This window comes from Sphingomonas sp. IC-56 (assembly GCF_021043375.1).
Classification (GTDB): Bacteria; Pseudomonadota; Alphaproteobacteria; order Sphingomonadales; family Sphingomonadaceae; genus Sphingomonas.
On sequence record NZ_JAJNDV010000014.1, the window covers coordinates 1 to 14,072 of the forward strand.

A 14,072-nucleotide genomic window follows, 5' to 3' on the forward strand; every position below is an offset into this window, starting at 1 on the left:
CGTTCCGGGGAGGATTTGATCAGTCGAAGAGTTCTTCGAAGAAGGATTTGCGCTTCTTGTGGGGGTGGTGGTGGCGGTCGCCGGCGTGGCGGGGGTCGCGGTAACCGGGCTCGGGCCAGGGCGACGGGGCCGGCGCGGGCGCGGCCTGGGCCGCGCTGCGCTCGATGATCTTGTCGAGTTCGCCCCGGTCCAGCCACACGCCGCGGCAGGTGGGGCAGAAGTCGATCTCGATCCCCTGGCGCTCCATCGGCGACAGCGGGCTGCCGTCGACGGGGCAGGTGAAGCTGCCGCCGGCCATTATTCGCGCTCGCCGGTGAGGTTCAGCAGCAGCTGGAACATGTTGATGAGGTTCAGGTACAGCGACAGCGCGCCCATGATCGCCAGCTTTTCGGCGGCCTGGCTGTTCGCATATACCAGATATTCGCTCTTGAGGCGCTGCGTGTCCCAGGCGGTGAGGCCGGCGAAGACGAGGACGCCGATGGCGGACAGACCCATCTGGAGCAGGCTGGAGCCGAGGAACAGGTTCACCAGGCTGGCGACGATGACGGCGATCAGGCCGATCATCAGGAAGCTGCCCATGCCGGTCAGGTCACGCTTGGTGGTGTAGCCCCAGAGGCTGAGGCCCGCGAACATCGCGGAAGCGGTGAAGAAGGCGGTTGCGATGCTGGTGCCGGTGAAGACCAGGAAGATGCTGGCCATCGACACGCCCATCACCGCGGCGAACGCGAAGAAGGTGGTGCGCGCGGTGGCGGTGGTCATCCGCTCGATGCGAAAGGTGAAGAACATCACGAACGCCAGCGGGGCTAGCATCGCCACCCACTTGAGCGGCGTGCCGAAGATCAGGCCGACCAAAGCGGGCGTGTTGGCGACGGCCAGCGCGACCAGGCCGGTGATGGCCAGGCCGATCCCCATGTTGCGGTAGATGCCGAGCATGTGCCGGCGCAGGCCCTCGTCATAACGAGCCTGCAGCCCGGCGGAGGCGGCGCGGTTGAAATAGTTGAGGTTGTCCACCGTGTGAAAACTCCTGCGGACGCGCGTGCGCCCATCGATCCCGAAAACGATCGAGCGGTGCTTCGGTGGAGAGAGGTGGACATGCCACCGAACCTGCACCGAGCTAGCTCGATGCGGTCCGACATCACGGGGCTTTCGTTTGGAAAGCCGCCGCCAGAGGGGCCCGGTCCCGCTTAATGGATGTGGGAGGTGGGGTGGCGGGGGTCAAGAGGGAGGTGTGGTTCACGCGAAGGCGCGAAGGCGCGAAGAGGTTCAGGAGAAGACAGGGGTTCGCGCAGAGGCGCAGAGGCGCAGAGAGATAGAGAAGGCCGCATCAGCGGCAGGGGCGATCTTGAGTGTTCCGCACGTCGCGATGCTTGTGGGTCTCCCGGTCGCGTCGCAGGGAGTGTCGCATCTGCGCCTCCGCGCCTCTGCGCGAACCCCTCTCTTCTTCGTGCCTTCGCGCCTTCGCGTGAAATCAAAAGAGGCCGAGCGGGCCGCAGCGGTATCGCCTGTGGCGCGCCCCTCCACCATGCTGCGCATGGTCTCCCTTTCCGTTCCGGGAAGGAATTGATCAGGCGTCGCGCAGCCCTAGGCCGATCGAGGCGCGCGCTTGTTCGGATTCGGAGGAAACGACCGGATAGGCGCAATAGTCCGCGGCGTAATAGGCGCTGGGGCGGTGGTTGCCCGACCAGCCTACGCCGCCGAACGGGGCCGAGGAGGAGGCGCCGTTGGTGGGGCGGTTCCAGTTGACGATGCCGGCGCGGATATTGGCCCAGAACTGGTCGTAGAGGCGCGGATTCTGGCTGATGAGGCTGGCGGACAGGCCGTAGCGAGTATCGTTGGCCTCCGCGATCGCTTCCTCGAAGCTGGTCTTGCGGAAGACCTGGAGGATCGGGCCGAACAGCTCGACATCGGGCTTGTCGGTCGCGCCCGTCATGTCGATGATGCCGGGGGTGAGGAACGGGCGGTCGGCGATCGGGCGCTCCATGTGGCGGATTGGGCGGCCGCCGAGCGTCAGGAGCGCGACGAAGCTTTCGGTCAGCATGTCGGCGGTGTCGTTGTCGATCACGGGGCCCATGAAGGGGGCTGGGTCGGCATGGGGCTCGCCGATGATTAGGCGCCCGACGAGCTTCTGGATCTCGGCGAGCAGCGGCTCGGCAAGCGCGTCGTCGACGATCAGGCGTCGCGCGGCGGTGCAGCGCTGGCCCGCGGTGGTGAAGGCGGACTGCACCACCAGCACGGCGGCGGAGTAGAGGTCGGGCGTGTCCCAGACGAGGATTGGGTTGTTGCCGCCCATCTCCAGCGCGAGGATTTTCTCGGGGCGGGTGGCGAACTGGCGGTTGAGCGCGATGCCGGTGTTGGCCGAGCCGGTGAAGAGCAGGCCGTCGATGTCAGGATGGGCGGCGAGCGCCTTGCCCTGGTCGGGGCCGCCGATGAGGAGGCGCAGGCACCCTTCGGGTACACCCGCAGCGTGGAAGCATTCCACCAGGAACGCGCCGCTGGCCGGGGTTTTCTCCGAGGGCTTGAACACCACGGCGTTGCCCGCGAGCAGCGCGGGGACGATGTGGCCGTTGGGCAGGTGCGCGGGGAAATTGTAGGGGCCGAGCACCGCCAGCACGCCGTGCGGCTTGTGCCGAAGCGCCAGGCGCGTGTTCATCGGCGCTTCGATGCGGCGCTGGCCGGTGCGTTCGGAATAGGCGGTGACCGACACGTCGACCTTGGCGATCACCGTTTCGACTTCGCTGCGCGCTTCCCAGAGCGGCTTGCCGGTTTCGCGGGCAAGCAGATCGGTGAAGGCGTCCGCACGCTGGCGCACGACGTTGGCGAAGCGGCGGAGCGTTTCGATGCGCACGGCGAGCGGGCGCGCGGCCCATTCGGCCCAACTGGCACGAGCCGCGGCGACATGCTCGTCGACGTCGCCGATGGGCTGGCGCCAGAGCACCGCGCCGGTCGCGGGCTCGGTGGAGATGATTTCCTGTCCCGGCATTGTCGTTCTGGTTGTCGTCCCCGGATGAGGCTTACGCTCTTGCCCGAAATCCGGGGCGAATGCCAAGCCCCGGTAATCAGGCCAATGCCTCGCCCATGCGGCGAACGGCAGCGACCTTGTCATAGAGCGGCTGCCAGTTGTCGGCGGCGGCGATGGGGGACCAGATCGCCTCGACTTCGTCGATCAGCATCGCGCAGGGGTGATCGCCCGACCAATAGGCATGATCGCGGGCCTTACGCGGCTGGTAGCCCGCAAGCTGGGCGCGCAGTTCGGCGAAGGGCTCGCCATAATGATTGGGGAGCTGGCCGCCGAACACGTCGAAATAGAAGCGGTCCAGCGGAGCGCCGGTGCTGGCGAGCGCGAACTCGACGGCCTGGACCAGCGGGCGGTCCTGTTCGGCGTCCCTGGGCAGAACGCCGAGGCGCCACAGGATCGCAGCGCTCACTGCCTGATGATAGGCCGGCGCATAGCGCTCCAGCGCCTCGATCAGCGGTTCTTCCTCGGCGATCAGGCGGAGCGAGCTGGCGAGCTGCATCACGTCCCAGTAGATCGCCTCGGGCTGGCGGCCATAGGCATAGAGGCCCGACTGATCGAAATAGGCCGCGGTAAAGGCCGGCGCCCAGCTGGGGGTGAAACGCCACGGACCATAGTCGAAGCTCTCGCCCGTCACATTGATGTTGTCGGTGTTGAGCACGCCATGGACGAAGCCCGCAGCCATGAACTGGCCGGCGAGCGCGGCGGTGCGGCCGGCGACATGGGCGAGCAGGCGCTGTGGCGCGTCGTCGCCGGCTTCCTCGCCATAATAATGGCGCAGCACATAAGCGGTGAGCTTCGCCAGTCCTTCGGTGTCCTGATTGTAGGCCAGGCGCTGAAAGCTGCCGATGCGGATATGACCGTGGTTCAACCGGACCATTAACGCCGAGCGGGTGGGGGAGGGCTCGTCATTGCGATGGAGCTCCTCGCCGGTTTCGATCACTGAAAAGGTGCGCGAGGTGTGGACGCCGAGCGCCTCGAGCATCTCGGTGGCGAGGATTTCGCGCACTGCGCCCTTCAGGGTGAGGCGGCCGTCGCCGAAGCGGCTGTACGGCGTCTGGCCCGAACCCTTGGTGCCAAGGTCCATCAAGCGCCCGGCCTCATCGCGCATCTGGGCGAACAGGAAGCCGCGGCCGTCGCCGATCTCGGGATTGTACACGCGGAACTGATGGCCGTGATAGCGCAGTGCCAGCGGCTGAGGCAGTGATCCGGGCAGCGGTTCAAACCGACCGAAATGGGCGCGCCACTGGTCGTCGCTCAAGCCGTCCAGCCCGACTTGCGCCGCCGCGCGGTCGTTGCGGAAGCGCAAAACGGTCTTGGGGAAATTGGCCGCCGTGACGGTGTCGTAGAAGGCGTCGCCGAGCTCGAGGATCGCCTGTTGCGGTGTGAAGTCCATGCGGCGATATGGGGGGCGATGGCGGAGCGGCGCAACTACACAGATGGGTATTGGTGGTCGCGCGACGGTTTGCGGCTGCATTATCGCGATTATGCCGGCACGTCGGACAGGCCCCCGATCCTGTGCATGCCCGGGCTGACGCGCAACGCCCGCGATTTCGAGATGCTGGCCAACCGGCTGGCCGGGCAATGGCGTGTACTGGCGCTGGAATTCCGCGGGCGCGGCGAGAGTGCGTACGCCAAAGATCCGCTAAGCTATGTGCCGCTGACCTATCTTCAGGATGTCGAAGCGCTGCTGGCCGAGCGCGAGATCGAGCGTTTCGTGAGCGTCGGAACCTCACTCGGCGGGATCGTCACCATGCTGCTGGCGGCCACCGACGGCGCCCGGCTGGCCGGCGTGGTGCTGAACGATGTCGGGCCAGAGCTGAACCCGGCGGGGCTGTCGCGCATCCGCAGCTATGTGGGCAAAGGCGTGTGGCACCCGACCTGGATGCACGCCGCGCGCCACGTCGCGGAAGCGCATGGGGAGGTGTATCCCGGCTACGGCATCGAGGACTGGCTGTGCATGGCCAAGCGGCTGTACCGGGTGAACAGCTCCGGGCGGATCGTGCTCGACTACGACATGAAGATCGCCGAGCCGTTCCGGGTGCCGGGCGGCGACGCCGCACCCGACCTGTGGCCGACGATCGACGCGCTGAAGGGCCGCCCGGTGCTGGTGGTACGCGGTGAGCGGTCGGACATCCTGAGCGCCGAAACGGCGGAGCGGATGGTGGCGCGGCTGGACGAAGCCGAGCTGGTGACCGTGCCGGGGGTGGGGCATGCGCCGACGCTGGACGAGCCCGAGGTGATCGCGGCGGTGGAGCGGATGCTGGCGCGGGTCCGCTAGGGGGCTCGCGGGCGGTGTCGCTTGCGGCGGCGCCACTTGGCAGCTTTCGCCCCAAAGTCAGTCATTCAGGCCCGTCCTCTCGTAGCCCGAAAGCCGCCTTCGCCTACGTAACGAGAGGCCGCGGCTAGCATAGTTGCGGTCGATCAGGAGAGTTATAGAGTGAGTCAATGAGGGCCTCCCTGATACTGATCCTTCTTATTGGCGCGTGCTCCGATGAATCAGGCGGCGGAGGCGAAACGGCTCCATCGCGAAATATCGTTGAAAGCAGCCGAGCGACTGTGCGCACCGGCGTGCTGAGCATCGGGTTCCACGGACCTGTTTTCAGCACGGACGAGGAGATACACGCGGAAATAGCCGAAGCGAAGGGAGGTTTTTGGGAGACGGTTGGGATGCCGATCGTGGCCGACGGCGCTGCCGAAGTCGCGTTTCAGAAAGCGCTTAAAAGGGCCATTTCGAAGGCGGCTGCGGCTGGGATACCTAAACCTTCGATGCAATGGAGGGTGGCGCTCCAAGGTGTTCCCGAGCCGTTTGCCACAGACGGGTACACGCATCAGTTTCGGCTTGGGCGGATCATCTCGATCGAACCGTGTCCGAAGGAACCGGTCAGCGGAAAAGAATGTCCTGACTACCCTTGAAAGACTGCGGCGCTGTGGCCCCGTCACACCCTCGACTCCTCCTTCCCTCATGAACGAAGGTCTTATTTCGCCGATCGACGCGCGACAGCGGAACGGCGGCTACCCACCCACTTCCGGTCATGGCGAAACGCCACGGGTCTCTGCACAGGCATTCGCCAGGGCGATGATTTTGCCGGTGTGCGGGGCCAAGCTTGAGGCTGATCCCGCTCTCGACCCATCTGCATGACGGGGAATGGCGCGCCCGGAACGATTCGAACGTCCGACCCTCAGATTCGTAGTCTGATGCTCTATCCAGCTGAGCTACGGGCGCTTGGGAGGGGCGCAGCTAGACCAGGCTTGGAGGGAGCGCAAGCGGTTTTTGCAGTTTGCCTGGCGGGCCTTTGGGCTTGGTGCTGCGGAACGATCGGGCGCGCGCGGCGCTTGCGTCCTGATCATCTGGAGAGCGAACAATGGAAGACAATCGGGTTTGGGCGTTCGAGGAAAGCCTGTGGACCGGCGGGGCGGAGCAGTATCGCGAGCTGATCGACGAGGAATGCGTCATGGTGCTGCCCGAGCAGCCCTTCGTGCTGACCAGCGACCAGGCGATCGAGGCAGTGGCGCATACGCCGCGCTGGTCGAGCGTGTCGTTCAGCGAGCAGCAGATCATGCGGCCGCAGGAAGGGCTGATTACCATCGCCTATAAGGCCGAGGCGCAGGGCGAGGGCAAGGAGGGCTATACCGCCTATTGCACCACCACCATGCGGCGGCTGGAGCATGATGTGTGGCGGGTGGTGCAGCATCAGCAGACGGTGCCGTTGGTTGCTGGCGGGGCGTGATTGAACCTCCTTCGTCATCCCGACCTTGAGCCGGGATCCCGCTTCTTCTTCTGTGGGGCAAGGCAGCGGGACCCCGGCTCAAGGCCGGGGTGACGAAGAATGAGGGGGGGATGACGTCGGAAAGGTCTTGGCCGCGCAAGGTTGGGCATGGCGGTGACTTGGCCGCCCGATGTGCTAAGGCGCGCGGCCATGTCGATCCACATCCTGCACCTGCATTCGACCTTCAACTATGGCGGCAAGGAAGCGCGCGCGGTCCGGCTGATGAACGCGTTCGGCGACAAGGCGCGGCACACGATCGTGTCGGCCATGCCGGACCAGTTGGAGGCGCGTGCCTATATCGCCAAGGGCATCAAGTACGAGGTCGCGCAGGATCCGCCACCCCTGTCGGGCAAGCCTTCGGTGAAGCGCTACGAGGCGATCGCGCGGTACATGCGGCGCTTCGACCTGGTGCTGACCTATAATTGGGGTGCCATCGACGGGGTGATGGCGGCGCGGGTGTTCGGCAAGGGCCTGCCGCCGATCGTGCACCACGAGGACGGCTTCAACGCCGACGAGGCAGAGCGGCTGAACCCGGTGCGCAACATGTACCGCCGCATCGCGCTGCCCGCGGCGAATGGCCTGGTGGTGCCGAGCCATGTGCTGGAGCGCGTGGCGCTGAAGCATTGGCGCCAGCCGGCCGAGCGGGTGCACCGCATCGCCAACGGCGTGCCGACGGGGCTATTCGCGGGCAAGCCGGACGCCAAGATCATCCCGCAATTGCTGAAGCGGCGCGAGGGGGAGGTGTTCATCGCGTGTGTCGCCGGGCTGCGGCCGGTCAAGGACCTGCCGATGCTGGTGCGGGCGTGCGGGGGACTGAATTCGCGGTTCAAGCTGGTGATCTTTGGCGAAGGGCCCGAGCGGCAGAACATCCTCGACGCCGCCGAGGCGATGGCGATCGAGGACCAGGTGATCCTGCCGGGCTTTCTGCCCGAGGCGCATCGCTACATGGGATTGTTCGACATCTTCGCGATGTCATCCAAGAGCGAGCAGGCGCCGATATCGGTGCTGGAGGCGATGGCGGCCGGGCTGCCGGTGGTGACGCCGCGGGTGGGCGACATTCCGCAGATGGTGTCGGAGGCGAACGCCCCGTTCCTGTCGAGCGACCGTACCGAGGTTTCGATCCGCGACCGCATCGATACGCTGGCCAAGCACCCCGAGGAACGCGCGCGGATCGGCGAAGCGAACAAGCTGCGTGCTCGCGCGTTGTTCGACGATGGCGCGATGATCGCATCCTATGCGCGGCTGTATGGCGAGGCGATGGGGCGGCCCCAGGCGCTGGGATAACGAATGTTACTCGCTTGTGGCGGCAAAGCGGTCTAGGCGTGCGATGAAGTTTAGCTGGAGGCAGAATTGTTCAAGGGTCTGACGCCCATCAACTATAACGGCCGCGAAGTGTGGCCGCTGGTCGAGGGTGGCAAGGGTGTTGCAGCGACCAACCATGCCAGCGCGGGCGCCTGGGCGGCGGCGGGCGGGATCGGCACGGTGAGCGCGGTGAATGCCGACAGCTATGACGCCGAGGGCAAGATCATCCCCCAGATCTATCGCGCGCTGACGCGGCGCGAGCGCCACGAGGAGCTGGTCCAGTACGCGATCGAGGGCGCGGTGGAGCAGGTGAAGCGCGCATACGAGATCGCCGACGGCAAGGGCGCGGTGAACATCAACGTGCTGTGGGAAATGGGCGGCGCGCAGCGGGTGCTGCACGGCGTGCTGGAGCGTACCCGCGGCATGGTGGCGGGCGTCACCTGTGGCGCGGGCATGCCGTACAAGCTTAGCGAGATCGCGGCGTCGTACAATGTGTCGTACCTGCCGATCGTCAGCTCGGGCCGCGCGTTCCGCGCGCTGTGGAAGCGCGCCTATTCCAAGGCGCAGGAATGGCTTGCGGCGGTGGTCTATGAGGATCCCTGGCTGGCCGGTGGGCATAACGGGCTTTCGAATGCCGAGGATCCGCTGGCGCCGCAGGATCCGTATCCGCGCGTGAAGGCGCTGCGCGACACGATGCGCGAGGGCGGCATTTCCGACGACGTGCCGATCGTGATGGCGGGTGGCGTCTGGTACCTGCGCGACTGGAACGACTGGATCGACAATCCCGAGCTGGGCAAGATCGCCTTCCAGTTCGGTACGCGGCCGCTGCTGACCCAGGAAAGTCCCATCCCGGCCGAGTGGAAGCAGAAGCTGATGGAGATCGAGGAAGGCGAAGTGCTGCTGCACCGCTTCTCGCCCACCGGCTTTTATTCCAGCGCGGTGCGCAATCCGTTCCTGCGCAGCCTGGAGGCGCGGTCCGAGCGGCAGATCCCCTATTCGACCGAAGAGGCGGGCGACCATAGCTTCCAGCTCGACGTGGGCGTGAAGGGCAAGAACTTCTGGGTGACGCGCGGCGACCTGTTGCGCGCGCGCGAATGGTTTGGCCTTGGCTATACCTCCGCGCTCAAGACGCCGGACAACACGCTGGTGTTCGTGACGCCCGAGGAGCAGCAGGTGATCCGCAAGGACCAGGCCGACTGCATGGGGTGCCTGAGCCAGTGCTCCTTCTCGAGCTGGGCGGATACCGAGACCAACTCGACCGGGCGGCTGGCCGATCCGCGCAGCTTCTGCATCCAGAAGACGTTGCAGGACATTGCGCATGGCGGGCCGACCGACCGCAACCTGATGTTCGCGGGGCACGCGGCGTATAACTTCAAGCGCGATCCCTTCTATTCGAACGGGTTCGTGCCGAGTGTGAAGCAGCTGGTCGACCGCATCCTGACCGGAGACTGATCGTCCCCGCCTGAGCGGTATATGCCACTTAAGCGCGCCTGGTGAGTTTCACCGGTATCTCAACGATGCCGGTGATCACCATGGATTTGCAAGAGATTTGGATAGCGGCGCTGGGGCTGGAGCAAGAGGCTCGCGACCTGGGGCCTCTGCAGATCGCCGCGCGGGTCGTAATCGTCTATGCCGTCACGCTGATCGTCGTGCGGCTTGGCAAGAAGCGCTTCATGGGGCGGGGCAGCGCCTTTGACGTGATCGTTGGGATCATCGTCGGGTCGATTGCCAGCCGGGCGATCACCGGTAACGCGCCGCTTGGGCCCGGGATGGCAGGCGTGGCGACGCTGCTGGCGCTCCATTGGCTGTTTTCCGCGATCGCGCTGCGCTGGCATGGTTTCGGCACGGCGGTGAAGGGGCATAGCCGCGTCATCATCCGGGATGGCGTAATCGACCAAAAGGCGCTGTCGACGGCGCACCTGACCCATCGCGATCTGGAAGAGGATCTGCGTTCCAAAGGCTATGTGCGCTTGGAGGACGTTGCCGAGGGGCGGTTCGAACGCGACGGAACGCTGAGCGTCGAGCGCAAGCCGTCTCCGCCCAGGATCGTCGAAGTGGAAGTCGCTGCCGGCGTGCAGCGGGTACGGATCGAAATCGGCTAGAACCGTGCCGAAGCCTGACACTCCGCTGACGTGGCACGCTTTTGAGCGTTGAAGCGTGGCAGGCTGGCGCGTTAGGGGACCGGTATGGAAAACAGGCGGATGCGGTTCGGAGCGTGGGTGACGCTGGGCGTGGTGGCCATGGGGTTGGCGCTGCCGGCCTTGGCGCAGCGCAAGCCGCCTTATTATGTGTCGATCCGCGCATCCAAGGCACTGATGCGCACGGGTCCTGGACGCAACTATCCCGGGAACTGGCTGTACCAGCGGCGGGCGCTGCCGATGAAGGTCGTCGACGTTTATGGCGAATGGCGCAAGGTCGAGGATCCGGACGGCACGCAGGGCTGGATGCTGCGCGTGCTGCTGGACGAGGCGCGGACCGCGATGGTGCGCGGGAGCGTGGTCGAGATGCGGTCCAGTCCGAGCCCCGAGGGACATGTGAACTGGCGCGCGGCGCCCGGCGTGGTCGGGCGGATCAGCAAGTGCAGCAGCGGATGGTGCTGGTTCGACGTGGAGGGCCGCGGCGGCGGCTATGTCGAGCAGTCGCGGGTCTGGGGTGTCGACCCGGGGGAAGCGGTGGATTGAGGTTGCGCCTTCCCGTCGAGGAGGGCGGGGGCTTAAGGCTGTGAGGGTTCCCCGGCGAAGGCCGGGGCCCAGTTGCAACGGTGTTAGAGAGGTGGACTGCACTCTCCGAGTGCGCCGAAGCTGGGCCCCGGCCTTCGCCGGGGAACTGGTTTGAATGAGGTGTAACAATCCTCCCCGGCAGGGGGAGGATTTTGGAGAACAGCAGTTCCGCCGCTTAGCGCGGCGGCCCCTCCACCATCGCTGCGCGATGGTCCCCCTCCCCGTGCCGGGGAGGTTCGACGAGAGCTTAGACCAGCAGTTCCACGGCCACCGCGGTAGCTTCGCCGCCGCCGATGCAGAGCGAAGCCAGGCCGCGCTTTTGGCCGGTGGTTTCCAGCGCTGAGAGCAGCGTGGCGAGCACGCGGGCGCCGCTGGCGCCAATGGGGTGGCCGAGCGCACAGGCGCCGCCATGGATGTTGAGCACGTCTTCCGACAGCCCCATTTCCTTCACCGCGATCATCGCGACGCAGGCAAAGGCTTCGTTGACTTCGAACAGGTCGACATCGCCGACCTTCCACCCGGCCTTGTCCAGCGCCTTCTGCATCGCGAACACCGGCGCGGTGGTGAAGCGAGCAGGCGCGTGCGCGTGCGCGGCGTGGCTGACGATGCGGGCGATCGGCGTCAGGCCAAGCCGGTCGGCGACGCTGCGGCGCGTCATCACCAGGGCGGCGGCGCCATCGGAGATGGACGAGGCATTGGCGGCGGTGATGGTGCCGTCCTTGGAGAAGGCGGGCTTCAGCGTCGGGATCTTGGCCACGTCGCCGCGCGAGGGCTGTTCGTCCAGGGTGATGGTGGTGGTGCCCTTGCGGCCCTTCACTTCCACGGGGACGATCTCGCGGTCGAACGCGCCGGACTTCTGCGCGGCCTGCGCCCGCTGTAGCGAGCGGATGGCGAAATCGTCCTGAGCGGCGCGGGTGAATTGGTATTCCTGCGCCACTTCCTCGGCGAAATTGCCCATCAGCTTGCCGGGCTCATAGGCATCCTCAAGCCCGTCGAGATACATGTGATCCTTCATCACATCATGGCCGATGCGCGCGCCGCTGCGGTGGCGCAGCGAAAGGTAGGGCGCGTTGGTCATGCTCTCCATGCCGCCTGCGACCAGCAGGTCGACCGAGCCCGCGGCAAGCGCCTCGGCGCCCATGATCGCGGCCTGCATGCCCGATCCGCACATCTTGTTGATGGTGGTCGCTTCGATATGATTGGGCAGCCCGGCGTTCAGCGCCGCCTGACGGGCGGGGGCCTGGCCAAGGCCGGCCGGCAGCACGCAGCCCATATAGATGCGCTCGACCGCGTCCCCCTTCAGCCCGGCACGTTCCACCGCCGCGCCGACCGCCGTGGCGCCAAGATCGGTCGCGCTTGCACCGGTGAGGCACCCCTGAAAGCTGCCCATCGGGGTGCGGGCATAGGAGGCGATGACGACATCGTCGGCGGACATATTGGTTCCTCTCATGTGTTTGGCCCGATCTAGTGATCCCGCGGCCCGTTTGCAAAAGCGGTGCCGCGCCGCCAAGGAAGCGTGCGCCATGACCCTTATCGACATCTGCAAATGGTATGCCTCGATCAGCGGGATCGTCGCGTGCTTCATGGTTTCGCTCGACCTGGGCCGGCGGATCACGGGGTGGGGGTTCGTGCTGTTCGTGACGTCGAGCATCGCGTGGATCACCGGCGCCTACCTGTCCGATGACGAGCCGCTGCTGACGCAGAATCTGGTGCTGATCTGCATCAACTGCTTTGGGGTGTTCCGATATTTGATCCGCAAGCGCGCGCCCCAGCATGGTGGCTGAGCCGTGGATCTGGCCGGCGGGGCTGGGGCTGTTGGGGGCGATCTTCGGCAGCTTCATCGCGACGCTGGCGATCCGCTGGCCGGACGGGCGATCGGTGTCACGCGGGCGATCGGCCTGTGACGGGTGCGGCAGGGCGTTGGGGCCGCACGAGCTGGGGCCGCTGGTTAGCTATGTGCTGCAACGGGGGCGGTGCCGTAGCTGCGGCGAGGGGATTGCACCCAGCCATTTTGTGGTCGAGCTTCTTGGATTGGGCGTCGGCGTTGCCGCTGGGATCGCGGCGCCCGGGCTGGACGGCGTGGCGGGCGCGGTGTTCGGGTGGCTGTTGCTCACGCTTGCCGCGCTCGATCTTGCTGCCTTCTGGCTGCCGAACCTGGTGACGGGCGCATTGGCGGTGACGGGGCTGCTTGGTGCGGCCGCCGGGCTGGGACCGCCATTGAGCGACCGGCTGATCGGCGGCGCGGCAGGGTTCGCGGTGCTGTGGCTGGTGGCGGAGGGCTATCGCCGGGCGCGGGGGCGGATCGGGCTGGGGGGCGGCGACCCGAAACTGTTTGGCGGGATCGGGCTGTGGCTGGGCTGGCATGCGCTGCCTGGGGTGCTGCTGATCGCCTGTCTGATCGGGCTCGCGGTGGTGCTGGTCCTGCGCCTGCGTGGGAAAACACTGCGCGGCAGCGATGCGCTGCCCTTTGGCGTGCTGCTTGCCGCGGCGGCGTTTCCGGCCTGGGTGATGCAAGCGGTGCTGGCCTGAACGTGGGCAAAAAAATAGGCCGCCCCGAAGGACGGCCTTGGAAAGTCTTAGGAGAGGATGCCTGAAAGGCCCGTCCTTTTTGCGTCGCACCGAGCCGTGTTGCAAGTGCGAAATGTTACCGGACGCATTGCAAAAACTGCAACCAGGCAACGTTGTCAGTTGCGCTTCGCGTTGTGCTTGGCAAAGAAGCAGCAATGTCCACGCTGAAGCTCGATGACTTCCTGCCCTATCGGCTGTCGCTCGCGTCGAACGCGGTGTCGGATGCTGTCGCTACGGCATATCGCAAGCTGTTCGGGCTGCGCATTCCCGAATGGCGGCTGGTGACGGTGCTGGCCGAGGGAGGCGCAATGAGCCAGCAGGCGCTGTGCGTGCGCACGCGGATGGACAAGGTGACGGTCAGCCGCGCCGCGATCGCGCTGGCGGACCGCGGCCTGATCAACCGAGCGGCCAATCCGGAGGACCAGCGCTCGCACCTTCTGGCGCTGACGAGCGATGGCGTGGCGCTGTACGAGCAGGTTGCTCCCAAGGCCCTTGAGCTGGAACGGCAGATGTTCGACGTTTTCAGCCAGGCCGAGCGCGAGCAGTTGCTTGCAATGTTGAAGCGCGTGGAAGCGGTGGCGGGCGCGCTCGACGAGCGGCGTTGATGGCTACCGCGGCTAAGTTCCGTGCAACTCACCGCTTTTTTGCAACGTGCGGGAGCCAAATGGATAGCAGGTCGTTACGCATGCGAGAGGGCCG

At 66.1% G+C, this 14,072-nt stretch carries 15 protein-coding genes and 1 tRNA gene; 10 read left to right on the forward strand and 6 right to left on the reverse strand.

From position 1 onward, the window contains the following. Positions 1-19: 19 nt before the first annotated feature. The 4 genes from LQ953_RS15375 to LQ953_RS15390 all read right to left on the reverse strand — a co-directional run bounded on the left by LQ953_RS15375 (position 20) and on the right by LQ953_RS15390 (position 4,409). A complete protein-coding gene (locus LQ953_RS15375; RefSeq protein ID WP_231031871.1) occupies positions 20-298 on the reverse strand; it encodes a TFIIB-type zinc ribbon-containing protein in 279 nt (92 codons plus the stop codon). Continuing rightward, positions 298-933 (reverse strand): Bax inhibitor-1/YccA family protein, encoded by a 636-nt coding sequence (locus LQ953_RS15380; RefSeq protein ID WP_231031931.1) that lies wholly within the window; start codon positions 931-933, stop codon positions 298-300. The genes LQ953_RS15375 and LQ953_RS15380 overlap by 1 nt, the downstream gene beginning before the upstream one ends. Before the next feature lie 631 nt (positions 934-1,564). Continuing rightward, positions 1,565-2,980, reverse strand: coding sequence for a succinylglutamate-semialdehyde dehydrogenase (gene astD, locus LQ953_RS15385; RefSeq protein ID WP_231031872.1), 1,416 nt, complete (start codon positions 2,978-2,980; stop codon positions 1,565-1,567). A gap of 76 nt (positions 2,981-3,056) precedes the next feature. Then, positions 3,057-4,409 (reverse strand): protein adenylyltransferase SelO family protein, encoded by a 1,353-nt coding sequence (locus tag LQ953_RS15390; RefSeq protein ID WP_231031873.1) that lies wholly within the window; start codon positions 4,407-4,409, stop codon positions 3,057-3,059. 18 nt (positions 4,410-4,427) lie between these two features. Here LQ953_RS15390 and LQ953_RS15395 point away from each other — a divergent pair, with 18 nt between their 5' ends. After that, on the forward strand, positions 4,428-5,294 hold the full coding sequence (locus LQ953_RS15395) for an alpha/beta fold hydrolase (RefSeq protein WP_231031874.1): 867 nt from the start codon (positions 4,428-4,430) through the stop codon (positions 5,292-5,294). Positions 5,295-5,461: 167 nt separating this feature from the next. Beyond that, a complete protein-coding gene (locus LQ953_RS15400) occupies positions 5,462-5,929 on the forward strand; it encodes a hypothetical protein (RefSeq protein WP_231031875.1) in 468 nt (155 codons plus the stop codon). A gap of 233 nt (positions 5,930-6,162) precedes the next feature. Here LQ953_RS15400 and LQ953_RS15405 read toward each other — a convergent pair. Then, positions 6,163-6,239 (reverse strand) — tRNA-Arg (locus tag LQ953_RS15405). Positions 6,240-6,378: 139 nt separating this feature from the next. Here LQ953_RS15405 and LQ953_RS15410 point away from each other — a divergent pair. The 5 genes from LQ953_RS15410 to LQ953_RS15430 all read left to right on the forward strand — a co-directional run bounded on the left by LQ953_RS15410 (position 6,379) and on the right by LQ953_RS15430 (position 10,766). Next, the gene (locus LQ953_RS15410; RefSeq protein WP_231031876.1) at positions 6,379-6,744 is read left to right on the forward strand and encodes a DUF4440 domain-containing protein; all 366 of its coding nucleotides are present in this window, start codon (positions 6,379-6,381) and stop codon (positions 6,742-6,744) included. A gap of 189 nt (positions 6,745-6,933) precedes the next feature. Next, positions 6,934-8,067, forward strand: coding sequence for a glycosyltransferase family 4 protein (locus LQ953_RS15415; RefSeq protein WP_231031877.1), 1,134 nt, complete (start codon positions 6,934-6,936; stop codon positions 8,065-8,067). A gap of 66 nt (positions 8,068-8,133) precedes the next feature. Next, positions 8,134-9,537, forward strand: a complete 1,404-nt coding sequence (locus LQ953_RS15420) for an NAD(P)H-dependent flavin oxidoreductase (RefSeq protein WP_231031878.1) — start codon at positions 8,134-8,136, stop codon at positions 9,535-9,537. Between the two features lie 41 nt (positions 9,538-9,578). Next, the gene (locus tag LQ953_RS16390; RefSeq protein WP_231031879.1) at positions 9,579-10,187 is read left to right on the forward strand and encodes a DUF421 domain-containing protein; all 609 of its coding nucleotides are present in this window, start codon (positions 9,579-9,581) and stop codon (positions 10,185-10,187) included. Positions 10,188-10,286: 99 nt separating this feature from the next. Next, positions 10,287-10,766: an SH3 domain-containing protein gene (locus tag LQ953_RS15430; protein ID WP_231031880.1), complete on the forward strand. Its 480-nt coding sequence runs from the start codon at positions 10,287-10,289 to the stop codon at positions 10,764-10,766. A 286-nt stretch (positions 10,767-11,052) separates the two neighbouring features. On the opposite strand, the gene LQ953_RS15435 is transcribed toward LQ953_RS15430, so the two are convergent. Further along, a complete protein-coding gene (locus tag LQ953_RS15435; protein ID WP_231031881.1) occupies positions 11,053-12,240 on the reverse strand; it encodes a thiolase family protein in 1,188 nt (395 codons plus the stop codon). Between the two features lie 88 nt (positions 12,241-12,328). Here LQ953_RS15435 and LQ953_RS15440 point away from each other — a divergent pair, with 88 nt between their 5' ends. The 3 genes from LQ953_RS15440 to LQ953_RS15450 all read left to right on the forward strand — a co-directional run bounded on the left by LQ953_RS15440 (position 12,329) and on the right by LQ953_RS15450 (position 13,978). Beyond that, positions 12,329-12,589 carry a hypothetical protein gene (locus LQ953_RS15440; RefSeq protein WP_231031882.1) on the forward strand — a complete coding sequence of 87 codons (261 nt, stop codon included), beginning with the start codon at positions 12,329-12,331 and terminating at the stop codon, positions 12,587-12,589. Beyond that, positions 12,579-13,334, forward strand: a complete 756-nt coding sequence (locus LQ953_RS15445) for a prepilin peptidase (RefSeq protein WP_231031883.1) — start codon at positions 12,579-12,581, stop codon at positions 13,332-13,334. Before LQ953_RS15440 ends, LQ953_RS15445 begins: the two co-directional genes overlap by 11 nt. 194 nt (positions 13,335-13,528) lie before the next feature. After that, a complete protein-coding gene (locus LQ953_RS15450) occupies positions 13,529-13,978 on the forward strand; it encodes a MarR family winged helix-turn-helix transcriptional regulator (RefSeq protein ID WP_231031884.1) in 450 nt (149 codons plus the stop codon). The last annotated feature ends 94 nt before the right edge of the window (positions 13,979-14,072 follow it).

Bases quoted from the DNA above. Each gene is read 5' to 3' on its own strand.
- LQ953_RS15375 (WP_231031871.1), bottom strand. From the start codon at position 298: ATGGCCGGCGGCAGCTTCACCTGCCCCGTCGACGGCAGCCCGCTGTCG.
- LQ953_RS15380 (WP_231031931.1), bottom strand. From the start codon at position 933: ATGCTCGGCATCTACCGCAACATGGGGATCGGCCTGGCCATCACCGGC.
- astD (WP_231031872.1), bottom strand. From the start codon at position 2,980: ATGCCGGGACAGGAAATCATCTCCACCGAGCCCGCGACCGGCGCGGTG.
- LQ953_RS15390 (WP_231031873.1), bottom strand. From the start codon at position 4,409: ATGGACTTCACACCGCAACAGGCGATCCTCGAGCTCGGCGACGCCTTC.
- LQ953_RS15395 (WP_231031874.1), top strand. From the start codon at position 4,428: ATGGCGGAGCGGCGCAACTACACAGATGGGTATTGGTGGTCGCGCGAC.
- LQ953_RS15400 (WP_231031875.1), top strand. From the start codon at position 5,462: ATGAGGGCCTCCCTGATACTGATCCTTCTTATTGGCGCGTGCTCCGAT.
- LQ953_RS15410 (WP_231031876.1), top strand. From the start codon at position 6,379: ATGGAAGACAATCGGGTTTGGGCGTTCGAGGAAAGCCTGTGGACCGGC.
- LQ953_RS15415 (WP_231031877.1), top strand. From the start codon at position 6,934: ATGTCGATCCACATCCTGCACCTGCATTCGACCTTCAACTATGGCGGC.
- LQ953_RS15430 (WP_231031880.1), top strand. From the start codon at position 10,287: ATGCGGTTCGGAGCGTGGGTGACGCTGGGCGTGGTGGCCATGGGGTTG.
- LQ953_RS15435 (WP_231031881.1), bottom strand. From the start codon at position 12,240: ATGTCCGCCGACGATGTCGTCATCGCCTCCTATGCCCGCACCCCGATG.
- LQ953_RS15440 (WP_231031882.1), top strand. From the start codon at position 12,329: ATGACCCTTATCGACATCTGCAAATGGTATGCCTCGATCAGCGGGATC.
- LQ953_RS15445 (WP_231031883.1), top strand. From the start codon at position 12,579: ATGGTGGCTGAGCCGTGGATCTGGCCGGCGGGGCTGGGGCTGTTGGGG.
- LQ953_RS15450 (WP_231031884.1), top strand. From the start codon at position 13,529: ATGTCCACGCTGAAGCTCGATGACTTCCTGCCCTATCGGCTGTCGCTC.